The sequence below is a fragment of the Nocardioides lianchengensis genome, from assembly GCF_900101465.1.
GTDB classification, from domain to species: Bacteria; Actinomycetota; Actinomycetes; order Propionibacteriales; family Nocardioidaceae; genus Nocardioides; species Nocardioides lianchengensis.
This window is the reverse complement of sequence record NZ_FMZM01000016.1, coordinates 67,935-85,900: the sequence shown is the minus strand read 5'-3', so window position 1 is coordinate 85,900 and position 17,966 is coordinate 67,935. Positions and strand designations below refer to the sequence as shown.

The window sequence follows — 17,966 nt, the reverse complement described above, 5'->3', positions numbered from 1 at the left end:
ACGGTGTCGAGACCCCCGCAGCCGACAGGCAACCTCGACCGGCTCAACCCTGCGGGCCCCGGTCCCGACCTCGCGCCAGCATGGGCAGGTCGCTGAGCCGCCCCTCGATCAACGCGATCCGTTTGGCGCGACCCCAGTTCTGGATCTGCTTCTCCAGCGCGAAGGCGTCATCGATCCGGGCCATCTCGACGCTCCACACCAGCCGGACAGGGCGGCGGCGCCGAGGACGCGTGTAGGCGGCTCCTTCTCCCGAGCTGTGCTGCGTGAGTCGACGCTCGAGATCGACGGTGCTGCCGACGTAGAAGGACGTGTCGGCGCACTCGAGGATGTAGGGCCAGGCCATGGGCTCACCCTGGGCGAAGCATCGATCGAGCGCCATGGGTCGTGTGTGCGTCTGTGGACGAGGTCGCTTGTCGGGTCACCGGGTCTCGACAACGTCAGGCGCTAGCACGCCTTCCTGCTCGACCAGCGTTGCTCGACCACCGGGTGGGGCTGGCAGGGTGGGGGGATGGAGACGCGGAGGCCGGTCTGGCAGCAGGCGATCGGGCTGGTGGGCGGGTTCGTGGTGGTGCTGTGGGTGCTCGAGATCGTCGACTCGGTCGCCGACCACCGCCTCGACCAGTACGGCGTCCGGCCCCGCGACGCCGAGGGGTTGCTCGGGATCGCCTTCGCGCCGCTGCTGCACGGAGGCTGGGGTCACCTGGAGGCCAACACGGTGCCGGTCGTGGTGCTGGGTTTCCTGGTGCTCGCGACCGGGATCGCCCGCGGCCTCGCCGCGACCGGCGTGATCTGGGTCGTCGGCGGGCTCGGCACCTGGCTCGTGGCGCCGTCGTACACCGTCCACATCGGGGCGTCCGTGCTGATCTTCGGCTGGATGACCTACCTGCTGGTCCGCGGTGTCCTCAACCGGAGCCTGGCCGAGGTGCTGATCGGCCTGGGGGTGCTGGTGATCTGGGGCGGGCTGCTCTGGGGCGTGCTCCCGGGTGATCCGGGGGTGTCCTGGCAGGGGCACCTGTTCGGGGCGGTCGGCGGCGTGGTCGCCGCCTGGGTGCTGCGGCCGGACCGATCGGTAGCCTCCCGGCATGACTGAGCAGAGGGTGAGCGACGAGCTGCTGGTGCGCCGGTCCGACGGCGTGGTCGAGGTGACGTTCAACCGCCCCGAGCGCCGCAACGCCTTCACCCGGGCCATGTACGCCGGTCTCCGCGAGCTGTGCGACGAGCTGCGGACGGATGCCGGCGTACGGGTGTTGGTGCTGCGCGGGGCGGGCGGCAAGGCCTTCGCCGCGGGCAACGAGATCAGCGACTTCGTGGACGCCGACGCGGTGGCCTACGAGGGCTGGATCCGGGAGCTGCTGGAGGCGCTGTTCGCGCTGCCGCAGGTCACGGTCGCCGCGGTCGACGGGGTCTGCGTGGGCGGCGGGCTGGCGGTCGCGTCGCACTGCGACCTGCGCGTCGCCACCCCCGGCAGCCGGTTCGGCTACCCGATCGCGCGCACCCTCGGCAACGCCCTCTCCGCCTCGATCGTCTACCGCACCGCCGCCGTCTTCGGGGAGTCGCTGACCCGCGAGATGCTGCTGGCCTCGCGCCTCGTCGACGCCGATCGCGCCTACGCCGTGGGCGCGCTGCTCGGGGTCGTCGAGGACCTGGACGGCGAGCTGGCCGGGCTCGTCGACGGGATCCGGGCCGCCTCCGGGGTCACCCTGCGCACCACGAAGGCCCAGCTCCACGCCCGAGCGCAGGTCGCCGAGGCGTCCCCGCGCGACGACGAGGCGGTGCTCCGCGACGTCTACACCGGACCCGACTTCGCCGAGGGGGTGCGGGCGTTCCTGGCCAAGGAGAGGCCCGCCTTCCGGTGAGTAGCCCGGGACCAGGGCGCCCCACGGGGGCGAACGTGACCGCCGTCCCTCCTGAGGGCGGGTCCGGCCGCTCGTTCGCCCCCACAGCGCGCCCTCGGGCCTGGGTAGCCTCCGGGGCATGAGCCGTGCACGCCTCGTCCTGGGCCGCCTCGAGCGGCGGTGGGACTCGCTGCTCCGGTCGCGGTGGGGCGACAAGGTCCCGGCCCATTTCCGGATCGTGGCGTACGTCGGCCACGGCAGCGCCGACCAGCAGGGGACTGGCCGCGTCGTCGTCCGCGGCCGGGTCCTCGACGACCCGGAGCCGGCCGAGACGATCGACGGCGAGACCCCGTGGGCGGCGGTACGACGCAGCGTGGCCGGCTTCGTGACCAGCGAGCTCCCGGGGGTGCACCTGCGGGTCGAGGTGGGCGGCGCGGAGGCCGAGGCGGTCACCGACGACGACGGCTACTTCCGCGTGGAGCTGAGCGGCTGCGAGCTGAGCGCGCCGTGGTCGGAGGGGACGATCCGGCTCGCGGCGCCGTACCGCGGGATCCGTGAGGCGACCGCGCGGGTGCTGGTGCGGGTCAGCGACGAGCGGGCCGAGCTGGGGGTGCTCTCCGACGTCGACGACACGATCCTGGTGACCGGCGTGCAGCGGACCTGGACGATGATCCGGCAGACGCTGACCGGGTCCGCGCTCACCCGGACCACCTTCGACGGGGCGCCCGAGCTCTACCGCGCGCTGGCCCGGCCCGACGACCGGAACCCGTTCTTCTACGTCTCCTCGAGCCCGTGGAACCTGCACGACTTCCTGCTCGGCTTCCTCGCCCACCGCGGCTTCCCGACGGGGCCGGTGCTGCTGCGCGACCTGGTGGCCGGGGGCCATAAGCGCGAGCGGATCGAGGAGGTGCTCGGCCTCCACCCCCACCTGCGGTTCGTGCTGGTCGGCGACTCCGCCGAGCACGACCCGCAGATCTACGCCGAGACGGTCCGCCGGCACCCCGGCCGGATCCTCGCGGTCTGCATCCGCGAGGTGCGTCTCGACCCGGGGGACGGGCGGGTCGAGGCGGTCACCGACGGCTGGGACCAGGACGTCCCGTTCGTGCTCGCGCCCGACACGGCGACGATGGTGGCCGCGCTCCGGGACCTGGGGTTGGTCCCGCCTTCGTCGGTCGAGTAGCGAGCGCCAGCGAGCGTATCGAGACCGCTGGTGGGTCTCGATACGCCGCCTCGTTCCTCGGCGGCTACTCGACCAGCGAGCGGCTACTCGACCAGCGAGCGGCGATCGGCTACTCGAGCGACGAGCGGTGGGCGGCTACTCGACCGACGAGCTCAGCGAGCGGTGGGCCTCGATGAGGGAGGGGCCGTACCAGGTCAGCAGCCGACCGCTGACCAGCTCGGTGGGGGTGGTGAAGGCCTCCGGGCCGTCGTCGGCGGTGAAGACGTAGGGCTCGTCGGGCAGCAGTACGACGTCCGGCCCGGCCGCCTCGATGTCGGCGACGAAGACGTGGGGGTAGCGGTCGGGGGAGTCGGCGAAGACGTTCTCGAGCCCGAGGCGTCGGGCCAGGTCGCCGGTGAAGGTGCGCGCGCCGACCACCATCCACGGGTCGCGCCAGATCGGGATCGCCGCCCGGCGACGCACCGGCGGCAGCGGCCCGCACCAGAGGTCGCGGGCGGTCGCCAGCCACTCCGGTCGCGCCCAGCCGAGGACGTCGTCGAAGAGCTCCTCGAACGCCTCGACCGCCTGCGGCACCGTCTCGATCACCGTGACGTGGACGCGTACGCCGGCCTCGCGCAGGCGCCGTACGTCGAGCTCCCGGTTCTCCTCGCGGTTGACGACCACCAGGTCGGGGGCGAGGTCGCGGATCGCCGCGAGGTCGGGGTTCTTGGTCCCGCGGACCCGTCGTACGACGAGGTCCGCGGGGTGGGTGCACCAGTCGGTCGCCCCGACGAGCGCGTCCGGGCGGACGCTGGCGAGCGCCTCGGTGATCGAGGGCACCAGCGAGATCACCCGGTCGAGGGTCACCGCAGGCTGATGGTCCCCGACAGGGCCGGCTCGAAGGGCAGGTCCGCGTGCTCGGCGACCCGGGCGTCGACCTTGGTGGCCACGTCCTCGGGCCACGGCGACGTCTTGCGGGTGGTCATGTCGATGTGGAGGAAGATCTCCTCCATCACGTAGCTGAGCTGCTTGCGGGTGTCGTCGAGCAGGTAGACGACCACGTGGATCGCCCGCTCCGAGCGCCCGATCAGCCGCACCCGCACCGAGACGTTGTCCCCGGTCAGCAGCTCGTTGACGTAGGTCAGGTGGTGCTCGGCGGAGAAGACCGCGAAGCCCTTGTCGGCCCAGTTGGTCGGGATGCCGACCTCGGTGAGCGCCTCGTCGAGCCCCTCGCTGGCGATCCCGATGTAGTGCTTCACGTTCATGTGGCCGTTGATGTCCTCGAACGCCACCGGCACGCGCCGGTCGCTGTAGGCGGGGAGGGCGGCCAGGTCGTCGTACGTCGGCAGGGTGCTCACGGTCGGCAGGGTATCCGGGTCGGTCCCCGGCCATTCCGCCGGTTCGCTGGTTGAGGTGCGAAGCCGTGCTGGCGGGTGAGCCTCGAAAGGCGTTCAGCCGGGCGTGGGCACGATCGAGGTAGAGGTAGGTGGGTCGGCTGCGGGGGTTTCGAGACGGGACTTCGTCCCTCCTCAACCACCGGACCGCGGGACTTCGTCCCTCCTCAACCACCGGACCGCGGGACTTCGTCCCTCCTCAACCACCGGACCGCGGGACTTCGTCCCTCCTCAACCACCGGGGCGCTCCTCAATCACCCCGGGGCGTGGGGTCAGACGTTGCGGCGGTAGGCGCCGCCGACCTCGAAGAACGCCTCGGTGACCTGACCGAGGGTGCACACGCGGGCGGCGTCCATGAGGACGGCGAAGACGTTCTCACCGGAGGTCGCGGCGGCCTTCAGGCGGTCGATCGCCGCCTCCGCCTCGGTGCGGTGCGCCTCCTGGAAGGCGTGCACGCGGTCCAGCTGGGAGCGCTTCTCGGTCTCGGTGGCGCGGGCCAGCTCGACGGTCACCGGGGTGGCGCCCTCGGCGTCCTTCTTCAGGAAGGTGTTCACGCCGATCAGCGGCAGCGTGCCGTCGTGCTTGCGGTGCTCGTAGAGCATCGACTCGTCCTGGATCCGGCCGCGCTGGTAGCCGGTCTCCATCGCGCCGAGTACGCCGCCGCGCTCGTTGATCCGGTCGAACTCCTCGAGGACGGCGGCCTCCACCAGGTCGGTGAGTTCGTCGATGATGAACGACCCCTGGAGGGGGTTCTCGTTCATGGCCAGGCCCCACTCGCGGTTGATGATCAGCTGGATGGCCAGGGCCCGGCGCACGGAGTCCTCGGTGGGGGTGGTGACGGCCTCGTCGTAGGCGTTGGTGTGCAGGCTGTTGGCGTTGTCGTAGATCGCGATCAGGGCCTGCAGCGTGGTGCGGATGTCGTTGAAGTCCATCTCCTGCGCGTGCAGGGAGCGGCCGCTCGTCTGGACGTGGTACTTCAGCTTCTGCGAGCGCTCACCTGCGCCGTACTTGTCGCGCATCGCGACCGCCCAGATCCGGCGGGCGACCCGGCCGATGACGGAGTACTCGGGGTCCATGCCGTTGGAGAAGAAGAACGACAGGTTGGGCGCGAAGTCGTCGATGTCCATGCCGCGCGCGAGGTAGGCCTCGACGTAGGTGAAGCCGTTGGCGAGGGTGAACGCGAGCTGGCTGATGGGGTTCGCCCCGGCCTCGGCGATGTGGTAGCCAGAGATGCTCACCGAGTAGAAGTTGCGCACCCCCTGCTCGATGAACCACTCCTGGATGTCGGCCATGCAGCGCAGGCTGAACTCGGTCGAGAACAGGCAGGTGTTCTGGCCCTGGTCCTCCTTGAGGATGTCGGCCTGGACGGTGCCGCGGACCGTGGCCAGCGCGGTCGCGTCGTCGACGCCGGCCGCCCGGGCCTGGTCGAGCACGGTGTTGAGGAAGAAGGCCAGCACGGTCGGCGCGGGGCCGTTGATGGTCATGCTGACGCTGGTGCTGGGGGCGAGCAGGTCGAACCCGTCGTACAGGACCCTCATGTCGTCGAGCGTCGCGACGCTGACGCCGGACGTGCCGACCTTGCCGTAGATGTCGGGCCGCTCGTCGGGGTCGCGGCCGTAGAGCGTGACCGAGTCGAACGCCGTCGAGAGCCGCTTCGCGTCGCCGTCGGCGGAGAGGATCTTGAAGCGCCGGTTGGTGCGCGCGGGGTCGCCCTCGCCGGCGAACATCCGGGCCGGGTCCTCGCCGTCCCGCTTGAACGGGAAGACGCCCGCGGTGAAGGGGAAGTAGCCCGGCAGGTTCTCCCGGCGCCAGAAGCGCACCAGCTCGCCGTGGTCGGCGTACGACGGGAGCGCGACGCGGGGGATCCGGTTGCCCGAGAGCGACTCCCGGGTCAGCTTGGTGTGGAGCTCCTTATCCCGGACCTTCACGACCTGCTCGTCGCCGGAGTAGGACTCGACGACGGCCGGCCAGCCGGCGATCTGCTCGCGGAGGGTGTGGGGGAGGTGGGTCTCGATACGCTCGCTGGCGCTCGCTACTCGACCGGCGAGGTCAGCGTCCTCCGCGTCGTCGAGGTCGTCGGCGACGAGCCGGTAGGCCTGGGCACGGCGGGCCGCGGCGGCCAGCTTCTCGGTCTCGGCGTGGTAGGCCCGGACCGTCTCGGTGATCTCGGCCAGGTAGCGGACCCGCTCGGTCGGCACCACCTGGCGGATGCCGGAGGAGTGGCGTACGTCGACCGGGGTCAGCGCGCCCTCCGCGAAGTCCAGGCCCTTCTCGCTGAGCACCCCGCGCAGGTGCTGGTAGAGCGCGGTGACGCCGTCGTCGTTGAAGGTCGCGGCGGAGGTGCCGAAGACGGGCATGTCGTCGGGCTGCTGGCCGAAGGCCTCGCGGTTGCGGACCAGCTGGCGGCCGACGTCGCGCAGCGCGTCCTTGGCGCCCCGGCGCTCGAACTTGTTGATCGCGACGACGTCGGCGAAGTCGAGCATGTCGATCTTCTCCAGCTGCGAGGCGGCGCCGAACTCGGGCGTCATGACGTACATCGACGCGTCGACGAACGGCACGATCGCCGCATCGCCCTGGCCGATGCCGGGGGTCTCCACGACGACCAGGTCGAAGCCGGCGGCCTTGACCACGGTGATGACGTCGTCGAGGTGGTCGGGCAGCTCGTGGGCGCCGCGGGTGGCCAGGCTGCGGAACAGGACCCGGTCGCCGTCGAGGGAGTTCATCCGGATCCGGTCGCCCAAGAGCGCCCCACCGCCGCGGCGCCGGGTCGGGTCGACGGCGATGACCGCGACCCGGAGCTTGTCCTGCTGGTCGACGCGGAAGCGTCGTACGAGCTCGTCGGTGAGGGAGGACTTGCCGGAGCCGCCGGTGCCGGTGATGCCGAGGACCGGGGTGGTGTGCGCGGCCGCGGCGTCGCGCAGGGCGGCGACCATGTCGGCCGGCAGTCGGCCGCCCTCGGCGCCGGTGATCGCGCGGGCGATCGCGAACCGGTCGCCGCTGATGACCTGGTCGGCGCCGACCTGCTTGCCGCTCCAGAGGTCGAAGTCGCAGTCGGCGACGACCGAGTTGATCATCCCGACCAGGCCCATCCGCTGCCCGTCCTCGGGCGAGAAGATGGTGACGCCGGAGCTGCGCAGCCGCTCGATCTCCTCGCGGACGATCACGCCGCCCCCGCCGCCGACGACCTTGATGTGGTCGGCGCCCTGGGCGCGCAGCGACTCGACGAGGTACTCGAAGTACTCGAGGTGCCCGCCCTGGTACGACGACACCGCGACCCCCTGGGCGTCCTCCTCCAGGGCCGCGTCGACGACCTCCTGCACGGAGCGGTTGTGCCCGAGGTGGATCACCTCGCAGCCCTGGCTCTGGAAGATCCGCCGCATGATGTTGATGGACGCGTCGTGACCGTCGAAGAGGCTGCTCGCGGTGACGAGGCGGACGGGGTGCTGGGGGACGTGCAAGTCGGTCATGGCCGCCTCGGGGGAGAAGATTGGATGTCCAACTATTTGATAGTAGGACGTCCACGGACCTACGGGGAAGTAACCACCCGTCTAGCCGTCGACCAGGTCGCCGCCGCTGGCGCGGACGGCGCCGAGCAGCTCGGTGAGGGCGGCGAGCCGGTCGGCCTCGAGACCGGGCCGCTCGAAGACCTCGGTGTTCAGGCCGGTGGTCGCGGTCTCGACCACCTCGCGGCCGGCGCCGGTGATCGAGGCGACCACGACCCGGCGGTCGTCGCTGCGGCGGACCCGCTCGACGTACCCCTGCCGCTCGAGGCGGTCGACGGCGCTGGTGACGCTCGTGGGATGGACCTGGAGCAGCGAGCCCAGGCGGGTCATCGGCATCCCGCCGGCCTTCGAGAACGAGAGCAGCCGCAGCACCTCGTAGCGGGCGAAGGTCAGCCCGAGCGGGCGCAGCACGGCGTCGATGCGCTCCATCAGCAGCTGCTGGACGCGGACCACGGAGGTCACCATCGCCATCCCGTCGGCGGCCTCGGACCAGCCGTGCCGGGTCCACTGCCGGTGCGCCTCGCGGATGGGGTCGCGGTCGGGGCTCACCGGGCCAGCCTAGGTCCGCGCGGAACAGATCCCGGTCGCCGGTGGTTGTCGCCGGACATGGCCTCGGACGACTCCAGACGCATCTCTGTCCTCCTGGGCCTCCTCTTCGGCCTCGCCGGCATGGGCTCGGCGTCCGCCGCGATCGCGCTGCCGATGATCGGCGACCACTTCGACATCGGGGTCGGCCAGGCGACCTGGACGATCAGCCTCTACGCGCTGATGCTCGCGGTCACGACCGCGGTCTACGGCCGGGTCTCCGACCTGGTGGGCGTGAAGCTGCCGCTGCTGGTCGGGATCGGGCTGATGACCGCGGGCGCGCTGGTCGCGGCCGCCGCGCCGTCGTACGGCGTGCTGCTGGTGGCCCGGCTCTTCCAGGGCGCCGGCGCCGCGGCCGTCCCGACCCTGGGCGTGGCCATCGTCAGCGCGCGGTACGACGGCGCGGTGCGCGGGCTCGCGCTCGGCCGGCTGGCCGGCACCGCGGCCGCCGTGTCCTGCCTCGGCCCGTTGCTCGGCGGGATCGTCGAGCACGCCTTCGGCTGGCGCGCCGTGATGGCGCTGCCGGTCCTCGGCGTGCTGGTCGTCCCGCTGCTGTGGAAGGCGCTCGTCGGCGACGGCACCGGGGCCAGCCTCGACATCCTCGGCGCGGTCCTGGTCGCGCTGACCGCGTCCGGACTGGTGCTGCTGGTGCAGTCCCCGTCGACCGGCCTGGTGGTCGCGCTCGCCGGGGTGCTGCTGCTGGTGCTCGGGGCGCCGCTGGTGGCGCTGCGGGTGCGGCAGCGTCCGCACGACGGGTTCCTGCCGATCGCGGTGATCGGCAACCCGACGGTGGTGCGCAGCGCGCTGGCCGCGGCGGCGGTGCCCGCGGCCTGGTTCGGACAGCTGATCGCGGTGCCGGCGGTGCTGGTGCACGACGGCTGGGAGGCCTGGCAGGTGGGCCTGCTGCTGGTCCCCAGCGCGGTGGTGGCGCTGTTCGTCCCGCGGGTGGCCGGCCCGCTGCTGGACCGGGTCGGGCCCTCGGTGTCGCTGGCGGTCTCCGGGGTGACCGCGTCGGTCGCGCTGCTCGTCGCCGGCCTGGGCGCCGGCATCGACTCCGCCCCGGTGCTCGGCGTCGGGGTGCTGCTGGTGACCGTGGCCTTCGGGCTCGGACAGCCGTCGCTGGGCGCCGCGGTCGGGTCGGCCGTGCACGTCGACGTCCGCGGCGTCGCGCTCGGGATCGCCACGCTCGTGTTCATGACCGGGGGATCGGTGGGGTCGGCCGTGGTCGGTGGGGCGGGTGACGTGATCGGGGTGTCCTGGGCGCTCGCGCTGCTGGCGGTGCTGCCGGTGCTGGGGTTGGTGGCGCTCGCGCCGGAGCTGCGGCGGGTGGCTGAGGTGGCCTGAGGGTGGGTTGGTGTCGGTCACTCGACGTCTGCGGTCGGGTGCGAGGGTTTCGACACGGTTGCTGGCGCAACCTGCTCAACCACCGGTCGGTCCCGGTGAACGAGACGGGGTCGGGGGTGGGGGTCGGCGGACTCGGTCAGAGTGACGCGCATGCAGGTGGGGATGACGCTGCCCGTGATGGAGCCCGACCTCTGGGCCGAGCCGGGGACGCTGGAGGCGTGGGCGCGGGCCACCGACGAGGGGCCGTTCTCGTCGGTGTGCTTCGGCGAGCGGATGGCCTTCGACAACCCCGAGACGCTGACCCTGCTGGGCGCGGTCGCGGCCTGGACGTCGCGGGTGCGGATCACGACGACCGTGGTGGTGCCGCAGCTGCACGACCCGGTGCTGCTGGCCAAGTCGCTCGCCACCGGCGACCGGCTGAGCGGGGGCCGGCTCAGCGTCGGCCTCGGGGTCGGCGGCCGGGTCGAGGACTACCTCGCCGTCGGCGCGGACCCCACCACGCAGCGGATGCGCGAGCTCGGCGACCGGGCCGCGGTGATGAGGCGGGTGTGGGGCGGCGAGCGCGTCGGTGACGACGTCGGGCCGGTCGGGCCGCCCCCGGTCCAGGAGGGCGGACCCGAGCTGCTGGTCGGGACGATGGGTCCGCGGACGGTCCGGTACGCCGCCGGCTGGGCCGACGGACTCGCCGGCGTCACCCTCGACCTGTCCACGGACGCCGTCGGGACGCTCTTCGACCTGGCCCGTGCGTCCTGGGCCGAGGCAGGACGGCCGGCCCCGCGGCTGACCACGTCGTTCTGGTTCGCGCTCGAGGAGACCACCGGCGGCCAGGCCCGAGCGCAGGTGCACCGGCACCTGCGCCACTACATGAGCTGGCTGCCCGCGAGCCTGGTCGACGCGATGGCCCCGACCACCGGCTTCGCGGGCACCGTGCCCGAGCTGGTGGCCCTGCTGCGCCGCTTCGAGGACCTCGGCACCGACGAGGTCCAGCTGATCCCGACCGGCTCCGCCGTCGAGCAGGTACGACGGGTCGCGGACGCCGTGGCGAAAACCTCGGGATAACTCCTCGGCACCGGTCCGCCGACCCCTACGGTGTGCGGATGCGCAACGACTGGGTGCCTGCGTCGGCGGCCCTGCTCGTCACCGGGGCGATGGCCCTCGCCCTCGCCTCGCTGCTGACCCCGACCGGGTCCAGCGGCTCCGAGACGCTCCAGCTGGTCCGCGAGAACGACAACCGCTGGCTCGCCGTCTCCGCGATCTACTTCCTGGCTGCCGCCATGCTGATCCTCGGCCTGCCGTCGGTGCTGGTGCTGGTCCCCGGTCCGGGGCGGTACGTCGGGATGTCCGCCGTCGTCGCCCTGGCCATCGGGTTCATCGGCATCGCGGGCTACGCGATGCTGCTGGTCTTCCTGCGGGCCCTGGTGGTCACCGATGCGATCCGGGACAAGAGCATCAATGCGGTCACCGAGGAGGCCGGCCTGCTGGTCTTCCTCTACGGCTGGATCGTGGCGTTCTACCTCGGCGAGCTGCTCCTCGGCGTGGCGCTGCTGCGTGCCGGCTCGGTGCCCCGCTGGATCCCGCTGCTGATGCTGCTGCACGTGCTGATGCTGCCGCTCGGGGCGCTGCTCCCGAACGCGGTCTCCAAGTGGTCGATCCTGGTCTTCGGGCTGGCCTTCGCCGGGATCGGGATCCGCTCCGCCAACCCGGCCCCGACGCTGCGGCCGCGCTGAGGGACCCCTTGCGAGTAGTACGGGGAGGGGCACACGTGTGCCCCTCCCCGTACTACTCGCGAGCACCCTCTGGCCGCAGGGCCGCAGCGAGTGCGCCGACCTGATCCAGGGGCGCGTCGTACCCGGGGAAGTAGCAGCAGACCCGGTCGGCGACCGCGCCGAAGCGGCGGCCGAGCTCGGCCGCGCACTCCTCGGGGGTGCCGCGCACGGCGATGGTGTCGATCATCTCGTCGCTGACCAGCGCCATCATCGCGGCGACGTCGCCCTGCTTGGACAGGGCGTTCAGCTCGGGCTGCAGGTCTCCCCAGCCCTCGACGTCGAGGACCGGGCGGTAGGCCGGGGTGGAGCCGTAGAAGGCCAGCAGCCCGCGCACGCCAAGGCTGGCCGCGGCGAGCTCCTCAGGCGTGCGGCCCATGGCCAGGATGGCCTGCGGGAAGATCGCGATCGACTCGCGGCCGGCCCGCTCCAGGCCCTCCTGGACGGCGGGCAGGGTGCGCTCGGCGAGGTGCCGGACGCTGTGGAACGGCATCACCAGCAGCCCGTCAGCCACCTCGGCCGCGGTTCGGGTCATCACCGGGCCGAGGGCGCCGAGCAGCACCGGCGGCGCGCCGTACGGGTTCGGGCCGGGGACGAACGTCGGCGGCATCAGCGTGTGGCGGGTGTGCTCGCCGACGAAATCGAGCCGGGTGCCGTCCTGCCACGAGGCGAGGATCGCCTTCACGGCGGCGACGATCTCCTTCATCCGGGCCGCGGGCGGCGACCAGGTGGCGCCGTACCGCTTCTCGATGTGGGGGCGGATCTGCGAGCCGAGGCCCAGCCGGAACCGCCCCCGCGACATCAGCTGCAGGTCCCAGGCGGTGTGGGCGAGGTGCATGGGGGAGCGGGGCATGGCGATCGCGACGTTGGTCATCAGGTCGGTCTCGACCGCCCCGGCCGCCGCGGCCAGCGGCAGGAAGACGTCGTGCGGGCCCTCGAAGGTGAACAGCCCGTCGACGCCTGCGGCGACCAGTTCGCGGGCCCGTTCGGCGGCCAGGTCCGGGCGGGCGTCGAGCTGGACGTCGAGGAGCATGGCGCCGATCCTCACCCAGCGGTACGGCGGCCGCGGGCCCTGTCCCGCTCAGTCGGCCCCATCACCCGGTGGTTGAGGAGGTTGCGCAGCAACCGTCTCGAAACCCCCCGCACCCGAACGCCGTCGTCGCCCGGCGGTGGTTGCGAGACGGGACGCTACGGGCTCTCCCACACGACCGGGGCGGCGAGCTGCGCCTCCTCGGCGTGCCGCAGGTCCTGGGCGAGGTGGTCGGCCATCGCGGTCTGGGTCTCCCCGGCGTCACGGGACGCGATCGCCTCGACGATGCGCAGGTGGGCCTGGCGGGCGGTGGAGCGCCGCGCGGCGGTCTCAGTGCCCCCGGCCGGGCGATCGAGGAGCAGCAGAGCGGCCGAGAGGTGGGCGAGCACGGGGTTGCCCGAGCCGCGGGCGACGAGGTCGTGGAAGTGCCGGTCCTGCTCCAGGAAGCCGCGCGGGTCGTCGAGGTGCTCCGAGCTCTCGGCGACGGCGCGGAGCTCGCCGAGCTGGTCCTCCGTCATCTGCTCGGCCGCCAGCCGCGCCAGCGCCGGCTCCAGGCCCGCCCGGGCCTCGGCGACGCTGCGGAGCGGAGCCTGGTCGAACTGCAGGAGCAGGGTCAGTGAGGTCGCGAGCGCCGTGGGGTCGGGTCGCCGGACGATCGGGCCCCCGCCCGGGCCCGGCTTGAGCGCGATGACGCCCTGCAGCTCCAGGAAGCGCAGCGACTCGCGCAACGTGCCCCGGCCCACCTCGTACTCCTCGAGCATCACCCGCTCGGGCGGCAGCCGGTCGCCCACGGTGTTGCCGCGCCGGTTGATGTCGGCCACGATCCGCTGCGCCACGAGGAGCGCGGTCTTCTGCGGGCGGGTCGTCGACATGGGCGGATCATATTCATCGATCGGCCGGGGTGGGGCCGCTCAGGCGGTCTCCCGGCGCACCAGCGACGGCGGGAAGATCACCCGCATCGCGGCCGCGGGCCGCTCGCCGTCGACCTGCTCCAGCAGCAGCCGGGTCGCCTGCTCGGCCATCTCGCGGATCGGGTTGCGCATCGTCGTCAGCGGCGGGTTGGTGCGCTCGTGCACGCCGAGGTCGTCGTACCCGATGACGGCGACGTCGTCGGGGACCCGGCGACCGAGGGCGGCCAGCGTCTTGAGCGTGCCCGCCGCCATCAGGTCGGAGGCCACCACGATGCCGTCGAGGTCGGGGTGCCGGGCCAGCAGCTCGGCCGCCGAGCGCTCGCCGCCGGACTCGGTGAAGTCGCCGTGGATGACCGCGTCGTCGGCGAGCCCGGCCTGCCGCATCGCGGCGTACCAGCCGTCGAGCCGGTCCACGCTGGCGGTCATGTCGGCCGGGCCGGCGACGGTGCCGATCCGGCGGCAGCCGCGCTCGACCAGCGCCTGGGTGGCCTCGCGGCCACCGGCGACGTTGTCGGTGTCGACGTAGGCCACCTTGTCGGCGCTGGTCCACGGCCGGCCGACGAACGCGCACGGCAGGTCGAGGGCGGCCAGGTGGTCGGCCAGGCTGTCGCTCTGGTGGTGGGAGACCACGAGAGCGCCGTCGATGTGGCGGTTGCGGAGGTAGCGCAGCATCCGCTGCTCCTCCTCGCCGGGTCGGGCCAGGAGCAGCACCAGCTGGACGTCGCGCTCCGCGAGCACCCGGGTCGCGCCGCGCAGGGTGTGGGCGAAGAACGGGTCCGTGAAGACCCGCTCGTCCGGCTCGGGTACGACGAGCGCCACCGAGTCGGTCCGCCGCGTCACCAGGCTGCGCGCCGCCGGGTTGGGCGTGTAGCCCAGCGTGCGGACCGCGGCGTCGACCGCGGCCTGGGCCGTGGCGCTGACCCGGTTGCCGCCGTTGATGGCTCGCGAGGCGGTCGCCCGGGACACCCCGGCCAGCCGCGCGACCTCGTCGAGGGTCGGCGAACCCCCGGGACCGAGGCCGTTGCGGGTGCTCACGCGCGCCACGCTACCGACCTCACGGGGTCGTCCCGGGCGTGTGTCCAGGCAGTCGTCCAGGCAGTCGTCCGGGCAGCCGTCCGGTGCGGGCGGCCTCGGCGTAGAAGCGGGCGCTGGCCTTCGGGGTGCGCACCTGGGTGTCGTAGTCGACGTGCACGATCCCGAAGCGCTGCCCGTAGCCGTAGGCCCACTCGTAGTTGTCGAGCAGCGACCACGCGAAGTAGCCGCGCACGTCGACGCCCTGCTCGATCGCGGCGTGCGTCGCCCGCAGGTGCGCATCGATGAACTCGAGTCGGCCGGGATCGTCGACGGTCCCGTCCGGGCCGACCTCGTCGTCGTACGCCGCGCCGTTCTCGGTGATGTAGACCGGCGGGACGTCGTACTCGTCGCGGAGCCGGACGAGCAGGCGGGTCAGCCCCTCGGGCTGCACCTCCCAGTCCATCCCGGTGACCGGCAGCCCGCGCCGCGGGAAGCCGATGTCGGTCCCGCCCGGGTACGGCGAGGTGACCGGCCGCGACGGGTGCTCGATGCGGGACCCGAGCACCTCGGCGGGGTCGCCGATCGGGCGGCCGCTGGCGGCGTCGCCGTGGTAGTAGTTCACGCCGAGGACGTCGATCGGCGTGCTGATCAGCTCGAGGTCGCCGTCGCGAACGACGTCCTGCCACGGCCGGCCGTTGAACGTCAGGCCCGCGGTGTCGCCGGCCAGGTCGTCGGCGTAGCGGCCGTGGAAGATCGGCTCGAGGAAGACCCGGTTGAAGAAGCCGTCCACGCGGCGCGCGGCGTCGACGTCGGCGGGCTCGGTCGGGTCGTAGGGGTCGGCGACGGTGAGGTTCAGCGTGATCCCGAGCTGGGCCTGCGAGCCGCGACGGCGCAGCTCGTCGACGACCAGCCCGTGCCCGAGCATCAGGTGGTGCGCGGCGACCACCCCGGCGACGCCCTCCTGGCGACCCGGCGCGTGCTGCCCGCCGGTGTAGCCGAGGAACGCCGAGCACCAGGGCTCGTTCATCGTGGTCCAGTAGGGGACCCGGTCGCCGAGGGCGTCGTACAGGGAGAGGGCGTAGTCGGCGAAGCGGTACGCCGTGTCGCGGTTGGTCCAGCCGCCCGCCCGCTCGAGGGTCTCGGGCAGGTCCCAGTGGTAGAGCGTGACCCACGGGGTGATCCCGCGGCCGAGGAGCTCGTCGGTCAGCCGCGCGTAGAAGTCGAGGCCGGCCTGGTTGGGAGCGCCGCCGTCGGGGCGGACCCGCGGCCAGGCGGTCGAGAACCGGTAGGCGTTGAGGTTCAGCGAGGACATCAGCGCGACGTCCTCGGGGTAGCGCCGGTAGTGCTCGCAGGCCACGTCGCCGGTGTCGCCGCCGAGCACGGCCCCGGGCACGCGGGAGAAGGTGTCCCAGATCGACGGCGTACGGCCGTCCTCGGCCACGGCGCCCTCGATCTGGTACGCCGCGGTGGCGGCGCCCCAGAGGAAGTCGCGGGGGAAGACCAGCTGCCCGGTGGTGTCGGGCGTGATGGTGGTGGTGGGGGAGGTCATCCCTTGACCGCTCCTTGCATGATGCCGGCCACGAGCTGGCGGCCGGAGACGACGAACAGGATCAGCAGCGGGATCGTGGCGAGCCCGGTGCCGCAGAGGACGAGCGCGTAGTCGGTGGTCTGGCCCTGGCCGGCGATGGCCAGTTGGTCGAGCGCCACCTGGAGGGTCTGGTTGTCCTTCAGGGCGACCAGCGGCCACATGTAGTCGGTCCACACGGTCATGAAGGTGAAGAGGAACAGGATGGCCATCGCCGGGCGCGCGGCCGGGACGGCGACGGTCCAGAAGGTGCGGATCATCGAGGCGCCGTCCACGCGGGCGGCCTCGATGAGCTCGCCGGGGATGGCGTCGAGGAGGTACTGCCGCATGAAGAAGACGCCGAACGCCGTGACCAGGGTCGGCAGCGCGACGGCGGCCAGGGTGTCGTACAGCCCGTAGTCGGTGACGATGATGAACAGCGGCACGATCGCCAGCTGGGTCGGGACGGCCATGGTCAGTACCACGAAGCCCATCAGCGCGTTGCTGCCGCGGAAGCGCAGCTTGGCGAAGCTGTAGCCGGCGAGCGTCGCGAAGAACACGACGGACGCGGCGCAGGCGGTCGAGACGATGATGCTGTTGGCCATCGCCTGCCAGAAGTCGATGGTGTCGAACACTCGGCGCGCGTTGTCGAGGAAGTGCCCGCCCGGCAGCAGCGGCGGCGGCACCTCGCGGGCCTCGGCCTTGGTGTGCGAGCCGATGACGAACGACCAGTAGAGCGGCAGCGCCGAGCCGATGACGAAGGCCGCGAGCAGGCCGTAGACGACCCAGCCCGGGCGGTGGACCAGCTTGCTCTGCCTGCTCATGCGTTCCTCCTCGTGACGTAGCGGGTGAGGGCGAAGTTGAGCAGCGCGATCCCGACGATGATCAGGAAGAGGATCCACGCGGCGGCCGACGCCCGGCCGTAGAAGCCGTCGACGATGCCGCGGTCGTAGATGTAGAGCGCCACCGTCATGTACTGGTGGTCGGCGCCGCCCTCGCGGCTGATCGAGTCGTCGAAGAGTCGCGGCTCCGTGAAGATCTGCAGACCGCCGATGGTGCTGGTGACGATGATGAAGATCATCGTCGGGCGGATCATCGGCAGGGTGACCGAGAAGAACTGGCGCAGCCGGCCGGCGCCGTCGATCGCCGCCGACTCGTAGAGGTCGCGCGGCACGGCCTGCATGGCGGCCAGGAAGATCAGCGTGTTGTAGCCGGTCCAGCGCCAGTTGACCATGCTCGAGATCGCGACGTGGCTCCACAGCCGGTCGACGTGCCAGCGGATCGGCTCCAGCCCGATCTCGCGGAGCGTGGTGTTGATCAGCCCGGACTGGTCGGCGAAGAAGCTGCCGAAGATGAGCGCGGTGGCGGCCGGGGCCACCACGAAGGGCAGCAGCACGCTCATCCGCCAGAAGGTGCTGGCCCGGAGCTGGTTGTCGAGGAGCGCCGCGATGCTGACCGCGATGACGATCTGCGGGATCGACGACATCAGGAAGATGCTGAAGGTGTTGACCAGCGCCTTCTGGAAGATCGGGTCGTGGAGGACGAAGTCGAAGTTCTCCCACCCGGTGAACTCGCCGCGCTGGCGGTAGATCTTGTCCCAGTCGTGCACCGACAGGTAGCCGGTGTAGAGGAGCGGGAACAGGCCGACCAGCGCGAAGAGGACGAAGAACGGCGAGATGTAGAGGTACGGCGAGAGCCGCACGTCCCAGCGCGAGAGCCGTTGCCGGCGCAGCAGCCGCCGGTCGGGCGGCGGGGGTGCGGTCGTCGTACTCCCGGCCTCGTCGGTGGGGGCGGTGCCCCGGCCGGGTCGTTCATCGGTGAGCATCGGCGCCCTTCCTCAGGTGGTGTCGGGCCGCCCGGGGAG

At 72.3% G+C, this 17,966-nt stretch carries 17 protein-coding genes; 6 read left to right on the top strand and 11 right to left on the bottom strand.

What is annotated here, in order from left to right; all coding sequences use genetic code 11:
• Nucleotides 1-43 precede the first annotated feature (43 nt).
• Entirely contained in the window at nucleotides 44-343 is a 300-nt protein-coding gene (locus BLT76_RS23345; RefSeq protein ID WP_090860761.1) for a GIY-YIG nuclease family protein, read from the bottom strand.
• A gap of 165 nt (nucleotides 344-508) precedes the next feature.
• Between BLT76_RS23345 and BLT76_RS23340 the strand changes: the two genes are divergently transcribed.
• The 3 genes from BLT76_RS23340 to BLT76_RS23330 all read left to right on the top strand — a co-directional run bounded on the left by BLT76_RS23340 (nucleotide 509) and on the right by BLT76_RS23330 (nucleotide 3,015).
• Nucleotides 509-1,090, top strand: coding sequence for a rhomboid family intramembrane serine protease (locus BLT76_RS23340; RefSeq protein ID WP_090860711.1), 582 nt, complete (start codon nucleotides 509-511; stop codon nucleotides 1,088-1,090).
• A complete protein-coding gene (locus tag BLT76_RS23335; protein WP_090860710.1) occupies nucleotides 1,083-1,856 on the top strand; it encodes an enoyl-CoA hydratase-related protein in 774 nt (257 codons plus the stop codon). The genes BLT76_RS23340 and BLT76_RS23335 overlap by 8 nt, the downstream gene beginning before the upstream one ends.
• 118 nt (nucleotides 1,857-1,974) lie before the next feature.
• Complete coding sequence (locus tag BLT76_RS23330) at nucleotides 1,975-3,015, top strand: App1 family protein phosphatidate phosphatase (RefSeq protein WP_090860709.1); 1,041 nt, start codon at nucleotides 1,975-1,977, stop codon at nucleotides 3,013-3,015.
• A gap of 135 nt (nucleotides 3,016-3,150) precedes the next feature.
• On the opposite strand, the gene BLT76_RS23325 is transcribed toward BLT76_RS23330, so the two are convergent.
• From BLT76_RS23325 to BLT76_RS23310, 4 genes are all read right to left on the bottom strand, one after another.
• Complete coding sequence (locus BLT76_RS23325) at nucleotides 3,151-3,861, bottom strand: helical backbone metal receptor (protein WP_090860708.1); 711 nt, start codon at nucleotides 3,859-3,861, stop codon at nucleotides 3,151-3,153.
• A complete protein-coding gene (locus BLT76_RS23320; protein ID WP_090860707.1) occupies nucleotides 3,858-4,352 on the bottom strand; it encodes a thioesterase family protein in 495 nt (164 codons plus the stop codon). The genes BLT76_RS23325 and BLT76_RS23320 overlap by 4 nt, the downstream gene beginning before the upstream one ends.
• Before the next feature lie 308 nt (nucleotides 4,353-4,660).
• Nucleotides 4,661-7,855: a fused isobutyryl-CoA mutase/GTPase IcmF gene (gene icmF / locus BLT76_RS23315; protein ID WP_090860706.1), complete on the bottom strand. Its 3,195-nt coding sequence runs from the start codon at nucleotides 7,853-7,855 to the stop codon at nucleotides 4,661-4,663.
• 81 nt (nucleotides 7,856-7,936) lie between these two features.
• Nucleotides 7,937-8,440: a MarR family winged helix-turn-helix transcriptional regulator gene (locus BLT76_RS23310; RefSeq protein ID WP_244509539.1), complete on the bottom strand. Its 504-nt coding sequence runs from the start codon at nucleotides 8,438-8,440 to the stop codon at nucleotides 7,937-7,939.
• 57 nt (nucleotides 8,441-8,497) lie between these two features.
• Here BLT76_RS23310 and BLT76_RS23305 point away from each other — a divergent pair, with 57 nt between their 5' ends.
• From BLT76_RS23305 to BLT76_RS23295, 3 genes are all read left to right on the top strand, one after another.
• A complete protein-coding gene (locus BLT76_RS23305) occupies nucleotides 8,498-9,820 on the top strand; it encodes an MFS transporter (protein WP_090860705.1) in 1,323 nt (440 codons plus the stop codon).
• 150 nt (nucleotides 9,821-9,970) lie between these two features.
• Nucleotides 9,971-10,879 (top strand): LLM class flavin-dependent oxidoreductase, encoded by a 909-nt coding sequence (locus BLT76_RS23300; protein WP_211753186.1) that lies wholly within the window; start codon nucleotides 9,971-9,973, stop codon nucleotides 10,877-10,879.
• Between the two features lie 38 nt (nucleotides 10,880-10,917).
• Nucleotides 10,918-11,547: a hypothetical protein gene (locus tag BLT76_RS23295; protein ID WP_090860704.1), complete on the top strand. Its 630-nt coding sequence runs from the start codon at nucleotides 10,918-10,920 to the stop codon at nucleotides 11,545-11,547.
• Nucleotides 11,548-11,599: 52 nt separating this feature from the next.
• Here the strand turns inward: BLT76_RS23295 and BLT76_RS23290 are convergent, their stop codons facing one another.
• The 6 genes from BLT76_RS23290 to BLT76_RS23265 form a co-directional block, all read right to left on the bottom strand.
• Nucleotides 11,600-12,616 carry a TIGR03617 family F420-dependent LLM class oxidoreductase gene (locus BLT76_RS23290; RefSeq protein WP_090860703.1) on the bottom strand — a complete coding sequence of 339 codons (1,017 nt, stop codon included), beginning with the start codon at nucleotides 12,614-12,616 and terminating at the stop codon, nucleotides 11,600-11,602.
• A 155-nt stretch (nucleotides 12,617-12,771) separates the two neighbouring features.
• A complete protein-coding gene (locus tag BLT76_RS23285; protein WP_090860702.1) occupies nucleotides 12,772-13,485 on the bottom strand; it encodes a FadR/GntR family transcriptional regulator in 714 nt (237 codons plus the stop codon).
• Nucleotides 13,486-13,524: 39 nt separating this feature from the next.
• On the bottom strand, nucleotides 13,525-14,559 hold the full coding sequence (locus BLT76_RS23280) for a LacI family DNA-binding transcriptional regulator (protein WP_090860701.1): 1,035 nt from the start codon (nucleotides 14,557-14,559) through the stop codon (nucleotides 13,525-13,527).
• Between the two features lie 19 nt (nucleotides 14,560-14,578).
• The gene (locus tag BLT76_RS23275) at nucleotides 14,579-16,087 is read right to left on the bottom strand and encodes a GH1 family beta-glucosidase (protein WP_090860700.1); all 1,509 of its coding nucleotides are present in this window, start codon (nucleotides 16,085-16,087) and stop codon (nucleotides 14,579-14,581) included.
• Nucleotides 16,084-16,926 (bottom strand): carbohydrate ABC transporter permease, encoded by an 843-nt coding sequence (locus BLT76_RS23270; protein WP_090860699.1) that lies wholly within the window; start codon nucleotides 16,924-16,926, stop codon nucleotides 16,084-16,086. Before BLT76_RS23270 ends, BLT76_RS23275 begins: the two co-directional genes overlap by 4 nt.
• Nucleotides 16,923-17,927, bottom strand: a complete 1,005-nt coding sequence (locus BLT76_RS23265) for a carbohydrate ABC transporter permease (RefSeq protein WP_090860698.1) — start codon at nucleotides 17,925-17,927, stop codon at nucleotides 16,923-16,925. The genes BLT76_RS23270 and BLT76_RS23265 overlap by 4 nt, the downstream gene beginning before the upstream one ends.
• Between the last annotated feature and the right edge of the window lie 39 nt (nucleotides 17,928-17,966).

Coding starts and splice junctions, on each gene's coding strand:
- BLT76_RS23345 (WP_090860761.1), bottom strand. CDS start 343: ATGGCCTGGCCCTACATCCTCGAGTGCGCCGACACGTCCTTCTACGTC.
- BLT76_RS23340 (WP_090860711.1), top strand. CDS start 509: ATGGAGACGCGGAGGCCGGTCTGGCAGCAGGCGATCGGGCTGGTGGGC.
- BLT76_RS23335 (WP_090860710.1), top strand. CDS start 1,083: ATGACTGAGCAGAGGGTGAGCGACGAGCTGCTGGTGCGCCGGTCCGAC.
- BLT76_RS23330 (WP_090860709.1), top strand. CDS start 1,975: ATGAGCCGTGCACGCCTCGTCCTGGGCCGCCTCGAGCGGCGGTGGGAC.
- icmF (WP_090860706.1), bottom strand. CDS start 7,855: ATGACCGACTTGCACGTCCCCCAGCACCCCGTCCGCCTCGTCACCGCG.
- BLT76_RS23305 (WP_090860705.1), top strand. CDS start 8,498: ATGGCCTCGGACGACTCCAGACGCATCTCTGTCCTCCTGGGCCTCCTC.
- BLT76_RS23300 (WP_211753186.1), top strand. CDS start 9,971: ATGCAGGTGGGGATGACGCTGCCCGTGATGGAGCCCGACCTCTGGGCC.
- BLT76_RS23295 (WP_090860704.1), top strand. CDS start 10,918: ATGCGCAACGACTGGGTGCCTGCGTCGGCGGCCCTGCTCGTCACCGGG.
- BLT76_RS23290 (WP_090860703.1), bottom strand. CDS start 12,616: ATGCTCCTCGACGTCCAGCTCGACGCCCGCCCGGACCTGGCCGCCGAA.
- BLT76_RS23285 (WP_090860702.1), bottom strand. CDS start 13,485: ATGTCGACGACCCGCCCGCAGAAGACCGCGCTCCTCGTGGCGCAGCGG.
- BLT76_RS23275 (WP_090860700.1), bottom strand. CDS start 16,087: ATGACCTCCCCCACCACCACCATCACGCCCGACACCACCGGGCAGCTG.
- BLT76_RS23270 (WP_090860699.1), bottom strand. CDS start 16,926: ATGAGCAGGCAGAGCAAGCTGGTCCACCGCCCGGGCTGGGTCGTCTAC.
- BLT76_RS23265 (WP_090860698.1), bottom strand. CDS start 17,927: ATGCTCACCGATGAACGACCCGGCCGGGGCACCGCCCCCACCGACGAG.